The 15,097-nt window shown below is 37.1% G+C and carries 14 protein-coding genes; 9 read left to right on the top strand and 5 right to left on the bottom strand.

All coding sequences use genetic code 11. The features are described 5' to 3' along the window. Window positions 1-151: 151 nt before the first annotated feature. Window positions 152-763, bottom strand: coding sequence for a YktB family protein (locus A33S_RS0104350; protein ID WP_009383619.1), 612 nt, complete (start codon window positions 761-763; stop codon window positions 152-154). A 108-nt stretch (window positions 764-871) separates the two neighbouring features. On the opposite strand from A33S_RS0104350, the gene A33S_RS0104345 reads away from it, so the two are divergent. Then, on the top strand, window positions 872-1,675 hold the full coding sequence (locus A33S_RS0104345) for an inositol monophosphatase family protein (RefSeq protein ID WP_009383618.1): 804 nt from the start codon (window positions 872-874) through the stop codon (window positions 1,673-1,675). Between the two features lie 220 nt (window positions 1,676-1,895). Here A33S_RS0104345 and A33S_RS0104340 read toward each other — a convergent pair whose 3' ends face one another. Next, window positions 1,896-2,087: a DUF5325 family protein gene (locus A33S_RS0104340; protein WP_235044505.1), complete on the bottom strand. Its 192-nt coding sequence runs from the start codon at window positions 2,085-2,087 to the stop codon at window positions 1,896-1,898. Window positions 2,088-2,178: 91 nt separating this feature from the next. Between A33S_RS0104340 and typA the strand changes: the two genes are divergently transcribed. The 3 genes from typA to A33S_RS0104325 all read left to right on the top strand — a co-directional run bounded on the left by typA (window position 2,179) and on the right by A33S_RS0104325 (window position 5,272). Continuing rightward, complete coding sequence (typA, locus tag A33S_RS0104335) at window positions 2,179-4,026, top strand: translational GTPase TypA (RefSeq protein ID WP_009383616.1); 1,848 nt, start codon at window positions 2,179-2,181, stop codon at window positions 4,024-4,026. 95 nt (window positions 4,027-4,121) lie between these two features. Next, entirely contained in the window at window positions 4,122-4,385 is a 264-nt protein-coding gene (locus A33S_RS0104330; protein ID WP_009383615.1) for a hypothetical protein, read from the top strand. Continuing rightward, complete coding sequence (locus tag A33S_RS0104325; protein ID WP_009383614.1) at window positions 4,382-5,272, top strand: nuclease-related domain-containing protein; 891 nt, start codon at window positions 4,382-4,384, stop codon at window positions 5,270-5,272. Before A33S_RS0104330 ends, A33S_RS0104325 begins: the two co-directional genes overlap by 4 nt. A 668-nt stretch (window positions 5,273-5,940) precedes the next feature. Here A33S_RS0104325 and A33S_RS11975 read toward each other — a convergent pair. Further along, complete coding sequence (locus tag A33S_RS11975; protein WP_009384441.1) at window positions 5,941-6,102, bottom strand: DUF2197 domain-containing protein; 162 nt, start codon at window positions 6,100-6,102, stop codon at window positions 5,941-5,943. A gap of 19 nt (window positions 6,103-6,121) precedes the next feature. Continuing rightward, window positions 6,122-6,607: a hypothetical protein gene (locus A33S_RS0104315; protein WP_009384442.1), complete on the bottom strand. Its 486-nt coding sequence runs from the start codon at window positions 6,605-6,607 to the stop codon at window positions 6,122-6,124. 137 nt (window positions 6,608-6,744) lie between these two features. On the opposite strand from A33S_RS0104315, the gene A33S_RS0104310 reads away from it, so the two are divergent. From A33S_RS0104310 to A33S_RS0104300, 3 genes are all read left to right on the top strand, one after another. Beyond that, entirely contained in the window at window positions 6,745-7,017 is a 273-nt protein-coding gene (locus tag A33S_RS0104310; protein WP_009384443.1) for an Fpa/YlaN family protein, read from the top strand. A gap of 106 nt (window positions 7,018-7,123) precedes the next feature. Continuing rightward, entirely contained in the window at window positions 7,124-8,326 is a 1,203-nt protein-coding gene (gene ftsW, locus A33S_RS0104305) for a cell division peptidoglycan polymerase FtsW (protein ID WP_009384444.1), read from the top strand. Between the two features lie 208 nt (window positions 8,327-8,534). Continuing rightward, window positions 8,535-11,984 carry a pyruvate carboxylase gene (locus A33S_RS0104300; RefSeq protein WP_009384445.1) on the top strand — a complete coding sequence of 1,150 codons (3,450 nt, stop codon included), beginning with the start codon at window positions 8,535-8,537 and terminating at the stop codon, window positions 11,982-11,984. Between the two features lie 590 nt (window positions 11,985-12,574). Here A33S_RS0104300 and A33S_RS0104295 read toward each other — a convergent pair. Then, complete coding sequence (locus tag A33S_RS0104295) at window positions 12,575-13,492, bottom strand: COX15/CtaA family protein (protein ID WP_009384447.1); 918 nt, start codon at window positions 13,490-13,492, stop codon at window positions 12,575-12,577. 209 nt (window positions 13,493-13,701) lie between these two features. On the opposite strand from A33S_RS0104295, the gene cyoE reads away from it, so the two are divergent. Both cyoE and A33S_RS0104285 read left to right on the top strand, forming a co-directional pair. Further along, complete coding sequence (gene cyoE, locus A33S_RS0104290; protein ID WP_017176600.1) at window positions 13,702-14,610, top strand: heme o synthase; 909 nt, start codon at window positions 13,702-13,704, stop codon at window positions 14,608-14,610. A 20-nt stretch (window positions 14,611-14,630) separates the two neighbouring features. After that, window positions 14,631-15,089 (top strand): DUF420 domain-containing protein, encoded by a 459-nt coding sequence (locus A33S_RS0104285; protein WP_009384452.1) that lies wholly within the window; start codon window positions 14,631-14,633, stop codon window positions 15,087-15,089. The last annotated feature ends 8 nt before the right edge of the window (window positions 15,090-15,097 follow it).

Genomic DNA, 15,097 nt, shown 5'->3' with positions numbered 1-15,097 from the left:
CTTGAAATTGCTTCTAATGAGGCACGTATTTACTAGCATTGATTACGTTAGTCGCGTGAATGATAGGTTAACTTGATGTGACTTTTCCCAATAGAAAAAGCCCATCACATACTACGTTGTAAAGAAGCATGTGACGTGCTTTATTGAGTCATTATGCATAGAACTTAAGTAAATGTTCGAAAGTGTCTTCTAAGAAAGCAATGAATTTTTTGTCGCTTTTTAAGTGTTCTGACTGAGGCGCAATCGTACGCGCGATAAAGAATTCTCCTTTTTTAACGTTTTTAACGCGATCGATTGCTTTATCAAGTGCTTCATCTGAGTAGTCTTTGATTAAGGCCTTTTCCTTAGTGAAATGATCGAGACATAAGCGATAATCATCTGGTAAAGCTTTGATTTCATCTTTACGCTCTTCGAAGACTTTGGCATGTTCAGGTTTTTCCTTAGCTTCGTGCATCACGCCATACATGACAAATAATTGGTCTTCGAATAGTCCGATTTGAAAGTGGGGCTGCATCTTGTAGCCACGTTTATTAGTCGCGAACGCTACCCAAGTATCGTTAGGAGGGTTAACTGTTCGTCTTGCGTGTTTTGCAACATGTGGATAGAAAACTTCGCCAGTTTTCGTTTCAAGTAATTCTGAAAAGTAATCGCCAAGCTGATGTAATTGTGGTCTAAGTTGTGATTCGATTGCTTCCATGCGTGCTTCAAGTCCATCTAATTGAAATACTTTGAAATCTTTAGGTTTAAATGTGTACTTTGTCATTTATGAACCTCCCGTAAATGATTACTTGTATTTTAGCATATTTCAGGTGGTGAAATCTTTCATGATACTCCTTTTCATGTATAATAATAGACAATAGGAGATGAGTACATGTTGTTATATGATTTTGCTAAAACAATCATTTTAGAAGCGGGAAATAATATTAGAACATGGATGAATGAAGACATTGATATTGAAACTAAATCGAATCCTAATGATTTAGTAACGAATGTCGACAAAGAGACCGAACAATTTTTGGTTCAAAAAATTCATGATCATGACCCATCACACTTAATCGTCGGGGAAGAAGGTCATGGCCATGACTTAACAAATGTCGAGGGAACGATTTGGGTAATCGATCCTATCGATGGAACGCTTAATTTTGTGCATCAAAAGGAAAACTTTGCGATTTCAGTAGGCATCTTTGTTGATGGCGAGATGTATGCAGGTTTTGTATATGATGTCATGAAAGATCGTTTATATCATGCTAAAAGTGGCGACGGTGCTTACGTAAATGACCGTAAGCTACCTATATTAGAGGATGCTTCCGTTGGACGTAATCTTATTGCGGTTAATCCGAATTGGTTAACGAAACCGAAGTTGTCACAATTATTCCATCCAATCGTAAATCAATCTCGAAGTGCGCGTGCATATGGATCTGCTGCGTTAGAGATTGTTTATGTTGCGACAGGGCAGTTAAGTCTTTATATGACGCCAAGACTTAAGCCGTGGGACTTTGCAGGTGGTTGGATTATTCTAAAAGAAGTGCAAGGTAAGATAACGAATTTAAATGGAGACGATATCTCTATTTTAGAGCCAAGTTCTATTTTGGCTGGAAATCATTTAGCGCATCATGAGGCACTCAGCTACTTCAAAGCAAACCATCAAGATGTGCTAGACGCCATTCATTCATAAAAAAGGACGAGCTAAGGACATAATTTACAATTCTCTAAAAACAGCATGCTTTCCTGGGGCGCGGCCGGAGCCTGTAGTCTCCGGACTCACGCTACTCCCCTAGGAGTCAGCTGTTTAGAGAATTGTAAGAAATAAAGCTTAAATGCTCTATTTCACATTTATTGTCCTAAGCTCGTCTTATTTATTTATACCTGTAAAAGGGTAAATAGTAATAGCTTAATTAGAGCCAATCATTTTCACGATACTTTTTCTTTAAGGTGAAGCCAACTCCAAATGTTGCAACCATTAATATAAATGTTAAAATCATCATTGGAATATTGCTTGCGCCTAAACTAAAGCTAAACATTACTAAAAAGAATACTGCAATTAATGCAAGTATGAAAAATATAGTTTGAGACTTTTTCATGACCAACCCACCTTATTATATTCTTTTGATGATTATATGATATAATAAACGAGTTGCAAAAGAAAGTGTCAATTTACTTAAGAAAGGAATTTAACGTATGACAAATTTAAGAGAAGATATCCGTAATATCGCGATTATCGCGCACGTTGACCACGGTAAAACAACACTAGTGGATGAGTTATTAAAACAATCTGGTATTTTCCGTGAAAATGAACATGTTGAAGAACGTGCAATGGATTCGAACGATTTAGAAAAAGAACGTGGTATTACAATTTTAGCTAAAAATACTGCGGTAAACTATAAAGATACGCGTATTAATATTTTAGATACGCCAGGACATGCTGACTTTGGTGGCGAAGTTGAACGTATTATGAAAATGGTAGACGGTGTTGTTCTTGTTGTCGATGCTTATGAAGGTACAATGCCTCAAACACGTTTCGTACTTAAAAAAGCTTTAGAACAAAACCTAAAACCAGTTGTAGTTGTAAATAAAATTGATAAACCATCAGCTCAACCTGAAACAGTAGTTGACCAAGTTTTAGACTTATTCATCGAGTTAGAAGCGAACGATGAACAATTAGACTTCCCAGTTGTTTATGCTTCAGCAATTAACGGTACTGCAAGTGCTGATCCTGAACAACAAGATGAAAACATGGAAGTATTATATGAAACAATCGTTGAACATGTACCAGCTCCAAAAGATAACAGTGACGAGCCTTTACAATTCCAAGTAGCGTTACTTGATTATAACGATTACGTTGGGCGTATTGGTATCGGTCGTGTGTTCCGCGGTACGATGCGTGTAGGTGAACAGGTATCGCTTATTAAATTAGACGGCTCGATTAAAAACTTCCGTGTAACGAAAATCTTCGGTTACTTTGGTTTACAACGTCAAGAAATCGAAGAAGCAAAAGCTGGTGACTTAATCGCAGTATCTGGTATGGAAGATATCAACGTTGGTGAAACTGTTACACCTCAAGATCATCAAGAAGCTTTACCAGTCTTAAGAATTGACGAACCGACACTTGAAATGACATTTAAAGTAAATAACTCGCCTTTTGCTGGACGTGAAGGTAAATTCGTAACTGCACGTCAAATTCAAGAACGTCTTGATCAACAATTAGAAACCGACGTTTCTTTAAAAGTAACGCCAACTGATGCACCTGATGCTTGGACAGTAGCAGGTCGTGGTGAATTACACTTATCTATCTTAATTGAAAATATGCGTCGTGAAGGTTTCGAATTACAAGTTTCTAAACCTCAAGTTATCTTAAAAGAAATTGACGGCGTTATGCACGAACCATTCGAACGTGTTCAATGTGAAGTGCCAGAAGAATTCTCTGGTGGTGTCATTGAATCATTAGGTCAACGTAAAGGTGAAATGGTAGACATGGTTACGACTGATAACGGTCTAACACGTTTAATCTTTAACGTTCCGGCTCGTGGTTTAATTGGATATACAACAGAATTTATGTCTCAAACACGCGGCTATGGTATTATTAACCATACTTTCGATGAATTCCGCCCGCGTATCAAAGGTCGTTTAGGTGGCCGTCGTAACGGTGTTCTTGTTTCAATGGATAAAGGTAGCGCAACTGCATACGCAATCATCGGTTTAGAAGACCGCGGTACGAACTTCATGGAACCAGGTACTGAAGTGTACGAAGGTATGATCGTTGGTGAGAACAACCGTGATAATGACTTAACTGTTAATATCACAAAAGCCAAGCAACAAACTAACGTGCGTTCAGCTACTAAAGATAACACTGAAACGATGAAAAAGCCTCGTATCTTAACATTAGAAGAAGCTTTAGAATTTATTAATGACGACGAATTGGTAGAGGTTACTCCTGAAACAGTTCGTTTAAGAAAGAAAATTTTAGATAAATCAGCACGTGAAAAAGAAGCAAAACGTATTAAACAATTAATGCAAGAAGACGAATAATATTATTTATTAAGCGCCTAAGACATATGGCCGGTTGAGGAATCGGTCTTTGTCTTAGGTGTTTTTTGTATGACGAGTGAAGTGATGGAACGGCAATGGGGGGACTGCATACAATTAGGTTTTTCATTGGAATGGTTAAATTTTATAGTGCTTTTAAAAGGGCAATGATAGTATTTAAAGGGCTTTTCAAAGGAATGGTGATAGAAATTAAAGGGTTATTCATTGGATTGGTAATAGAATACAAAGGGCTTTTCAAAAGGGCGATAATTGAATTTAAAGGGCTTTTAAAAAGAATAGGGGAAATTAAAGTAATTCTAGTAAGGTGGCCGTATAATTATATAAAGAGGAGGACATCATGAAGAATAATCATCAAAATTTGTATTGGCTTGCTTTGGAACATCGAGTTACTGAGGATCGTGAGGTTCTTAAGAAAATTTCTAAGATTAAGTCGGGGATTGCGGGTGAGTTGAAGTTTAAGTTCTTTCTTGATAAGGTTCCTAACTTGCCTTATTTGAACAACTTCTATCTGAATGAGCAGTACCCGATTGAGATTGACTTTCTGGTTTGTTTGAAGGGTAAAATAATTATATTTGAGATTAAGCATTTCGCTGGTGACTACAGGTTTGAGGATAGTGTGTTAGTTGGCTATAACGATCAAAAGTTTCCGTCGCCGTTTCAACAAATAGTGCGTCAGGAAAATGAAGTGAATCGAGTTCTCGCTGGATCGAATCATATGCGAGCGATTGAGTCGTATCTCGTGTTTTGTAGTGATAGGTGTACGGTTAGCGGGGAAATTCCGAACCGCTCGCAGGTTATCTTGCCGACTGAGATTCATAAGCTTAATTTTATCTTGGATGGTAGAGTATCGCAAAAGGACTGGCATACGCTTGAATTGATTCGTTCGAATAGTATTGATTTCTTTAAAAATTATAATGAACCGAAGCCGTATAATCATACTAATGTGAAGAAGGGTTTGAAGTGTCCGAAGTGCTATCATATTAATACGATAGAGATTTCGTATAAGAAGAAGTATGTTTGGTGTAAGGCGTGCGAGCAGGAACAACGATTGCAGGAGGTAATCCGGTATTCGCTGAAGGAGTTACAGTATATTAAGGGCGACGCGTTTACCGTGAATGAAGGTAGTGCGTGGTGTGAGGGTGTTATTAATCCTATGTCTGTAAGGAGAGTTTGCGAACGCTACTTTAAAAAGGAAAAACGCGGTAAATCGTTTCATTATTTTACGTAGTAGTTATTGTTGTAGGTGAGTTGGACTGTTAATTTACAAGACTTAGGAAACATGTAAATTAAAGGTGTCTGAATTTACAAGATTTTGGAAACGTGTAAATCAAAGGGGCTCAAATTTACAAGACTTTGAAAACGTGTAAATCAAGGGGCTTCAAATTTACAAGACTTTGGAAACGTGTAAAAGAAAGGGCTCTAGATTTACAAGAATCCAGAAACGTGTAAATCAAAGGGGTTCAAATTTACAAGACTTTGAAAACGTGTAAATCAAATGGGTCTAAAGTTACAAGACTTCGAAAACGTGTAAATCAAACAAGTCTAGATTAACAAGACTTCGGAAACGTGATAAACCATGTATTTTAGCCAAAGTCACCGCTGCTCGCGCATAGACTAATGCCTTAAGTATAGAATTCACTTTCAACTATACCACGTCAGTCACCGAATAAGTCATTAATTCATCAAAAGAACTACGTAAAATCCGTCATCAAACCATAAATCTAAATCAACTCAAAATAAAAAGGCAAACCGTTACAGGTTTGCCTTCCTTCTTTCACCTAAATCTATTATCAAAGTCTATTACCGCCAGTCCGGACTGATTCACCGTCATGGAGTAATCCGATGGACCGGATTGAACCCACCGGCCAAAAGCTCCCAAGCCGGCCTACCACAAAACTACTTACTCTCGTCTTCTTTAGACTTAGGTCTATCGAGTTTATGTTTACAATCCGGGCACATATAAGTTTTAATAGGATTGTTTTTTAAACGTTTGGCTTCAAGTGTTTCGTCGTCAATCATGACTTCAGTATCACAAATGATACATTTAACTTTATACACTTAAAATCACCTCGAGTCTCTAAATTACCTCAATGTGTGTTACATGTTCAAATTGATGTGTATATCCTTCTTCTTTTGAGTAAACGAAACTGTCTACAGCGTTGTCGCTGTATAAACGCTTACCGTCTTTTGCGAATTGGAAGAAGAGATATTGAAGTTTTTCTAAAGGTACATCGATTGATGCCTCGTCACCGTTGAATAAACGGATTGTTGTTGCTTCTGCTTTAGGTTCCGCATTTTTGAAAAATGGGGTCATATTAATAACGAAGGAACCTTCAAGAACTGCTCGTTTCTTATATTTGATTTCGGAATTCAACGTAGGTGGGTTAGTTTGTCCTTCTAAGATTGCACGGTTCCACTCACGGTTGTCTTCGAATTTAATTGGTTTAGTACCTTCAAATACGTCTCGCTCTATATCTTCAATACGAACCTTGCGATCATCAAAAATCCAAGTCGTACTATCTAACGTAATTGGGAAATTTACAGCGCCTGTAATTCTAATCAATTTGTTCACTCCCTAAAAAAATATCTTATCCTATCATATCATAAATCAAGGTCTACAGGTCTTTATTTTACTTGCTTTTTAAGTATCATTAAGATACACTTTTATCGTAAAGAATCAAAAGATAGGGGGAGTATGTCATGGATAATAAAGTGATGGGCCAATCTGCTTATGAATTACTAAATAAGGACGCAGATCGTATTCTTCAACTTATCAAAGTACAAATGGACAACCTTACGCTACCACAATGTCCATTATACGAAGAAGTACTCGATACACAAATGTTTGGATTACAAAAAGAAGTCGACTTTGCTGTGGAATTAGGATTAGTTGATAGAGAAGAAGGCAAAGCTTTAATGTCTAGACTTGAAAAGGAATTATCTAAATTACACGATGCCTTTACAAGAGTTTAAATAATAGATATACAAAATATATACTGATATGATGAGATAAAATATGTGTCGCTTTTTGACACATATTTTTTCAAGATTTAAATCTAGAATTGGATGTTTTAGACGTATGAAAAATATAAAGCAATTTGTGAAGTATATCTTAAAATATTCGAAATACATTGATTTTCCGCTACTTGTTACATATATGGTTTTATGTTTTTTAGGACTCATCATGGTATACAGCGCAAGTATGGTTGCAGCAACGAAAGGTTCCTTAACAGGGGGACAACCCGTCTCAGGAACATACTTCTACAATAAGCAATTAATGTATGTGCTGATGAGTTTCTTCGTGGTATTCTTCATGTCGTACTTCATGAATGTAAACTTTCTTAAGAACAAGAAAGTACAGCAATCGATTATCATAATCATGGTTATACTCTTACTCGCTACATTAGCTATTGGTAGTACCATTAACGGATCTAAAAGTTGGCTTAACATCGGGTTCATGAACCTTCAAGCATCAGAATTTTTAAAGATCGTGATTATTTTATATGTTCCGTATATTATCGATCGAAAGCGGTATGAAATTCCATTCAATCCGAAAGTCGTCTTCCCACCATTATTCTTAATTGGCTTTTGCGTGGGACTCGTTCTATTACAAAAGGACGTCGGCCAAACGATTCTAATTTCATGTATCCTGTTCTCGATCCTATTATACGCTGGTGTTGGTATCAGAAGCTTCTTGAAGCTCGGTTCAATCATTATTATCGCTTTAATAGTTACACTTTCGATTATATTTATCTTTAATATTAATATTTTACCGGATTACTTAACGGCGCGTTTCAGTGCGCTTGAGAACCCATTCAACTACGAATCAGGTATCGGTTATCACTTAGCGAACTCGCTTATCGCAATTGGTAATGGTGGCTTCTTCGGAAAAGGCCTTGGTAACAGTGTCATGAAACTTGGATACTTACCAGAACCACATACCGATTTCATCTTTGCAGTGATTTGTGAAGAATTAGGTTTAATAGGTGCGTTATTTATCCTAGGACTTATTTTCTTCATTGTATACCGTGCATTCGAACTTGCGACGCGTACGCGTTCATATTTCTACCAACTTGTATGTGTTGGTATCGCAAGTTACATTGGTACGCAAGCATTCGTTAACTTAGGTGGTATTTCAGGTACAATTCCATTAACAGGGGTACCGTTACCGTTCTTAAGTTTCGGTGGTTCATCGATGTTAAGTTTAAGTGTTGCCATGGGCTTACTACTTATTACAGGTAAGCAAATTAAAGTCGAACAAGAACGTCGCAAAAATGCATAACATAACGAAAACTGTAAGTCGTAATTAACTTAGAAAAAAGTTAATTACGGCTTTTTTTATTTGTTATAAAATTGTAAAAATTGTTAAGAAAATAATATCTCTTTAATTGACTATTTTGGGTGAGTCGTTGAAACTAGAATTGAAAATAACTTTGTAGTATAATAAAGGATATTATTCCGAATTTTCAGAAATCTTAGGAGGACTTCCAATGACGAAACATATTAAAAAACTTTTAGTTGCGAACAGAGGCGAAATTGCAATTCGTATTTTTAGAGCTGCGACTGAGCTTGATATTGAAACTGTAGCGATTTATTCCAAAGAAGATTTAGGTTCATTACACAGATATAAAGCAGATGAATCCTATTTAATCGGTGAAGATTTAGGGCCTGCTGAAAGTTATTTGAACATTGAACGTATTATCGAAATCGCGAAAGATGCTGACGTTGACGCAATTCATCCGGGATATGGCTTTTTAAGTGAGAATGAAACATTCGCTAAACGATGTAGTGAAGCAGGCATTGTCTTTATCGGACCTGAACTGAAACATCTTGATATGTTTGGAGATAAAGTTAAGGCGCGTGCGACTGCGATTCAAGCGAACTTACCTGTTATACCTGGTACGGATGGTCCGATTGAGTCTTATGAAGCTGCGTTAGCGTTTAGTAAAGAGGCAGGGTACCCCTTAATGATTAAGGCCATCAGCGGTGGTGGCGGTAAGGGTATGCGTATCGTTCGTAGTGAGAACGAGCTTGAAGAAGCTTATACACGAGCTAAATCAGAAGCGTTGAAATCTTTCGGCGATAGCGATGTGTATATCGAGCGTTATATCGATAACCCGAAACATATTGAAGTCCAAGTCCTAGGAGATTATGACGGCAATATCGTGCACTTATATGAGCGCGATTGTTCGATTCAACGCCGTCACCAAAAAGTAGTTGAAGTCGCACCATCTGTTGGTTTAGATGATGACTTAAGAAATCGTATTTGCGATGCTGCGATTCAGCTTATGGAGAATATCAAATACGTTAACGCAGGTACTGTTGAGTTCTTAGTATCAGGCGACGAATTTTTCTTTATTGAAGTAAATCCGCGCGTGCAAGTGGAACATACGATTACTGAAATGGTAACTGGTGTCGATATCGTAAAGACGCAGATTCTGATTGCTGATGGAGAAAGTCTTTTCGGTGATGAAATTAACATGCCAAAGCAAGCGGATATACAAACGCTCGGTTACGCTGTGCAATCACGAATTACAACTGAAGATCCTTTAAATGATTTTATGCCAGATACAGGTACCATCGTAGCTTATCGATCAAGCGGTGGTTTCGGTGTTCGACTTGATGCTGGTGATGGTTTCCAAGGTGCGAAAATCTCGCCTTATTATGATTCACTCTTAGTAAAAGTATCGACACATGCCTTGTCCTTTAAAGAAACATTAGAGAAGATGGATCGTTCATTACAGGAAATGCGTATTCGCGGCGTTAAAACGAACATTCCATTCTTACGTAATGTTATTAAACACGAAGGCTTTAAAGAAGGCACGTATACGACGAAGTTCTTGGAACAACACCCTGAGTTATTCGATATTCAACCATCTCGAGACCGTGGTACGAAGACGTTAGAATATATTGGTAACGTGACGATTAATGGTTTTCCAAATGTTGAACAACGTGAGAAACCACATTTCGAATCTGTAGACATTCCACAAGTTAAGCCAAGTGAAATTCAAACATTTAGAGGAACGAAGCATTTACTTGATGAGAAAGGTCCTAAAGCTTTAGCGGATTGGGTGCTTGAACAAGACGATGTGCTCATTACAGATACCACATTTAGAGATGCGCATCAGTCGTTACTAGCAACACGCGTACGTACAAAAGATATGATGAACATTGCACCATTTACGTCCAAAGTTATGAAAGACAATTTCTCTTTAGAAATGTGGGGCGGTGCAACGTTTGATGTGTCGTACAATTTCCTGAAGGAGAATCCATGGGAACGTTTAACGCGTCTTAGAAAGAAAATTCCGAATGTGCTTTTCCAAATGTTGTTAAGAGCATCGAATGCAGTTGGCTATAAAAACTATCCAGACAATGTCATTCGTAAGTTCGTAGACGAGAGCGCTAAAGCGGGCATCGATGTCTTTAGAATATTCGATTCGCTAAACTGGTTAGACCAAATGAAAGTTGCGAACGAAGCGGTTCAAGAAGCAGGCAAGATATCTGAAGGTGCGATTTGTTACACAGGCGATATCTTAAATACAGAGCGTTCAAATATTTATACGCTAAAGTATTATATTGATATGGCGAAAGAGCTTGAACGAGAAGGTTTCCATATTCTCGCGATTAAAGACATGGCCGGTTTATTAAAACCGAAAGCAGCCTTTGAACTTATTAGTGAGCTTAAAGAAGCGGTTAACATTCCAGTTCATTTACATTCACACGATACGAGTGGTAACGGCATCTTAACTTACCAACAAGCGATCAAAGCCGGTGTCGATATTATTGATACAGCCGTATCATCAATGAGTGGTACTACAAGTCAGCCGAGTGAAAACTCATTATATTATGCATTAACTGACTTTGATCGTTCTATTAGAGCCGATATCGATGGTTTAGAACAACTATCACACTATTGGGATACTGTTAGACACTACTACGTCGACTTTGAGAGCGACATCCGTTCACCACATACAGAAATTTATCAACATGAAATGCCAGGTGGTCAATATTCGAACTTGCGTCAACAAGCTAAGAGTTTAGGTTTAGGCGATCGCTTTAACGAGGTTAAAGATATGTACCGCCGTGTTAACTTCCTATTCGGTGATATCGTTAAAGTAACGCCTTCATCTAAAGTAGTTGGAGATATGGCTTTATACATGGTGCAGAATGATTTAGATGAGGAAACGGTGATTCACGAAGGTCACAAACTTGATTTCCCTGAATCTGTCGTTTCGTTCTTCAGAGGTGACATCGGTCAGCCGGTAAGTGGCTTTAACGAGGACTTACAGAAAGCTGTATTGAAAGGTAAGACGCCAATTACAAAGCGTCCAGGTGAGTATTTAGAGCCTGTTGATTTCGATGCCTTGAGAAAAGACCTTGAAAGCAAGCAACAAAAACCAGTGACTGATCAAGATGTGATCAGTTACGCGTTATATCCTAAAGTATACGAAAACTATATCGTTACTAACGAACAGTTTGGTAATATATCTTTACTCGATACACCGATCTTCTTGTTTGGTATGCGTGAAAATGAAACCGTTCAAATTGAAATTGATCGTGGTAAAATTCTTATCATTACGTTAAAAACAATCACGAAGCCTAACGACAAAGGCTTTAGAACCATCTTCTTTGATATGAACGGCCAAGCAAGACGTATTTATATTAAAGATGAAAATATTCAAACTGCGCAAGGTGTAAGACCTAAAGCAGATAAAACGAATCCAGAACACATTGGCGCTCAAATGCCAGGAACAATCATCGATGTGCTCGTACATCAAGGAGATGAAGTTGAAGCAGGACAAGCTTTAATCATTTCAGAAGCGATGAAGATGGAGACGACGGTTCAAGCGCCGTTTAAAGGTATTATCGATAAGATTCATGTTTCAAAAGACGATGGTGTTGAAACAAATGATTTACTTATAGAAATGAAAGAGTCATAATTTAAACTAGAGCTTAAAGCCAACTGACAACTATGTGAGTTGGCTTTAGTATTGGTTAAACTTCTATTAAGGTTAACTTAAATAATTCCTCTAACAGCAAGCTTTCCTGTATAGCTCAACCCGAATTTCCAATTCGTTGGTTGAACTTAGAGATTGAGACATAAAAACAATTCCCTTAAAACAACATGCTTTCCTGGGGCATGGCCGGAGCCTGTAGTCTCAAAAGTCCAACTCAAACTTCCAGTTTGCTAGTTGGACTTACAAAGAAGCTCAGGCTTCTTTGTTCATAAGAAAGAGCCCCGGCTTGCATAGCTTGATAATTTGCTTACGTATAAAGTTCAACCCGAATTTTCAATTCGTTGGTTGAACTTACAAAGAAGCAAGGGCTTCTTTGTTCTATAATATGTGGCGGGCCCCGCTCTCTGAGTCTGCTATTAGAGGAATTGTCCATAAGGCTTCTAATCTCATTTTTTAAAATTTATTTCATAGTTAAAACAAATGAATAGTTTACGGGCGCCTGAATCGGCGCTATTAATTCATTAAGATAAACTAAAAGAGATGCGGCGTGATGCCGCATCTCTTTTCATAAATTAAGATTGCTCTTTAAGATGTCTTTTCGAGCGGAATATTAAAATTATGAAGTAACTTATCAGTCCAAATAATAATGTAATAAATAGTGCGTGAAGTAACGCAACGATTAAGTTAACTTCTGTGATAACTGATAAGGCACCTGTAAGTGCTTGTAGTAATACGAGAATAAAACAAGCTGTATAACCATAACGGATTGTACGAATGTTGCTATAGTGTTTAGAAGCGTGAATGAATGTAATTAAGATCCATGTAAACACGATTAGCGCTAACATTCTATGTGTAAGCTGAATCCAATCTTGCTCTGTGTGAGGCATTAAGTCTTGGAAAGGTAATGGGAATGACCCATATGCTAAGCTTGAATCCGTGTGACGCACTAATGCGCCTGTATAAATTGCGATGTACACAATTAATGCCATAATCCATGTCATAATGCGTAATGGCTTATGCATGATAAATTTATTTGCTTCGTATTTTTGGTCAACATCGAAAATAATTAAAGTTAACACAAACACTGAAGCGAAACTAATGAGTGAGATACCAAAGTGTAGTGCTAATACATAATCATTTTGCTGCCATAATACGGCTGCTGCACCAACTAAAGCTTGAATGAGTAAAAATCCTAAACTGATACAACTTAATGGTTTAACTTCTTTAATATGACCAATATTCTTCCAAGCAGTTATCGCAAGCCAAAGTACGATAAATAATGAGAAGCCTGATACTGCACGGTGGCTTAATTCGATGATCGTTTCTATTGGAAGATTTTGAGGTAGAAGGGCACCGTGACAAAGTGGCCATGATGAGCCACAGCCATCCGCTGAACCAGTTTTGGTAACGAGTGCGCCCCCAAGTTGAACCCATATCATTGTAAGTGTTGCTAGGATTGATAACCATTTAAGGTTCTTCTTCTTAAACAACGATAAACACCTCTATCAACATTCACAATGGCGTGAATATTTATTTTTAATTATTTTTAGTATAACAATAATTAAAAATGGATATGTGTCCAATTAATGACGATTTGGAATGTCGTTAAAGTGTCACAAATAAGATATAATTCATATGGTCAATTTATCTAATATGTTTTATGATAGATAATATATGAATTAATCTTAGGAGGGGAAAAATGGATAAAGTTCACTCAATGTCACAGTCATCAAGCCGCGTTACCTTCAAAGAGCTTCAACAGATCATTAAGATGGGTCTTGTTCAAGGTAATTTAATTCCTGCTTTTGCTGGCGCATGGCTTGCTGTAGTGATGAAAGATCATTCGTTCCTCGCATCCATTCCACAGATATTATTAATGATGATTGGTTCAACGCTTATCATGGGTGGCGCTTGCGCATTAAACAACTTCTACGATCAAGATATCGATTCAATTATGCCAAGTAAACAAAATAGACCAACCGTAAATGACCGAATTTCTAATAGACATTTATTAATACTCAGTTTCGCCATGATGATTATAGGTGAAATTGTATTATTCACTTTAAACGTACCAGCTGGTGTTATTGGTTTAGCTGGTATTATAGGGTACGTTTCATATTACTCAATTTGGTCTAAACGTCATACGACTTGGAATACAGTAGTTGGTAGTTTCCCTGGAGCTGTTCCACCGTTAATTGGTTGGGTTGCGATTGATGGTAATTTAACGCTCATGGCTTTTGCATTATTCTTAGTTGTCTTTTGTTGGCAACCAATTCACTTCTACGCATTAGCTATTAAACGACAAGATGAATATAGTATGGCTCATATTCCAATGTTACCTTCTGTAAAAGGATTTAAGCGTACACGAATCAGTATGTTTGTATGGTTAGTATGTTTACTACCATTACCATTCTTACTTTCTAAGCTTGGTGTTACGTTTATTGTTATCGCTACGTTATTAAACCTAGGTTGGATTTACTTAGGTTTAACAAGCTTCAAAGCTAAAGATGAAACGAAATGGGCTACTAAAATGTTCATTTATTCATTAAACTACTTAGTACTTTTCTTCGTACTTGTAGTAGTCGTATCATTAATTAAATTAATCTAAAATTTGTTAGGATGAAGAATATGTCCCCAATTTTACCTACAATTAGTACGAGTTGTATTCAAATAAGTGCTATCCTTATTGCTATAGGTTGGTATAAAATTAAGAAACGTGAAATTGAATCACATAAGAAATTTATGTTAACTGCAGGTTGTTTTGCTACGTTGTTCTTTATTATCTACGCTAGTCGTACGATATTCATCGGTAATACAGCATTTGGTGGTCCAGAAGCCATTAAGAATGTATATACGATCTTCTTAATCTTCCACATTATGTTATCTACTGTTGGTGGTTTTCTTGGTTTACTACAAATCATTGCAGCATTTAAAGATAAATTTAATTACCACAGAAAGATGGGACCTATCGCTTCAGTAATTTGGTTCTGTACAGCGGTTACTGGATTAGTTGTTTACGTATTACTTTACGTTTTATATCCAGGCGGTGAAACAACGTCATTAATTAAAGCAACATTTGGTTTATAATAAATTCT

Source organism: Staphylococcus massiliensis CCUG 55927 (genome assembly GCF_000298075.1).
In the GTDB taxonomy this organism is placed as follows: Bacteria; Bacillota; Bacilli; order Staphylococcales; family Staphylococcaceae; genus Staphylococcus; species Staphylococcus massiliensis.
Note: the sequence above shows the minus strand (reverse complement) of the source record. Positions and strands in the feature narration are given on the sequence as shown.

Bases quoted from the DNA above. Each gene is read 5' to 3' on its own strand.
- A33S_RS0104310 (WP_009384443.1), top strand. From the start codon at position 6,745: ATGGATAATAAAGTGATGGGCCAATCTGCTTATGAATTACTAAATAAG.
- A33S_RS0104325 (WP_009383614.1), top strand. From the start codon at position 4,382: ATGAAGAATAATCATCAAAATTTGTATTGGCTTGCTTTGGAACATCGA.
- A33S_RS0104285 (WP_009384452.1), top strand. From the start codon at position 14,631: ATGTCCCCAATTTTACCTACAATTAGTACGAGTTGTATTCAAATAAGT.
- typA (WP_009383616.1), top strand. From the start codon at position 2,179: ATGACAAATTTAAGAGAAGATATCCGTAATATCGCGATTATCGCGCAC.
- ftsW (WP_009384444.1), top strand. From the start codon at position 7,124: ATGAAAAATATAAAGCAATTTGTGAAGTATATCTTAAAATATTCGAAA.
- cyoE (WP_017176600.1), top strand. From the start codon at position 13,702: ATGGATAAAGTTCACTCAATGTCACAGTCATCAAGCCGCGTTACCTTC.
- A33S_RS0104350 (WP_009383619.1), bottom strand. From the start codon at position 763: ATGACAAAGTACACATTTAAACCTAAAGATTTCAAAGTATTTCAATTA.
- A33S_RS0104300 (WP_009384445.1), top strand. From the start codon at position 8,535: ATGACGAAACATATTAAAAAACTTTTAGTTGCGAACAGAGGCGAAATT.
- A33S_RS0104345 (WP_009383618.1), top strand. From the start codon at position 872: ATGTTGTTATATGATTTTGCTAAAACAATCATTTTAGAAGCGGGAAAT.
- A33S_RS0104330 (WP_009383615.1), top strand. From the start codon at position 4,122: ATGGGGGGACTGCATACAATTAGGTTTTTCATTGGAATGGTTAAATTT.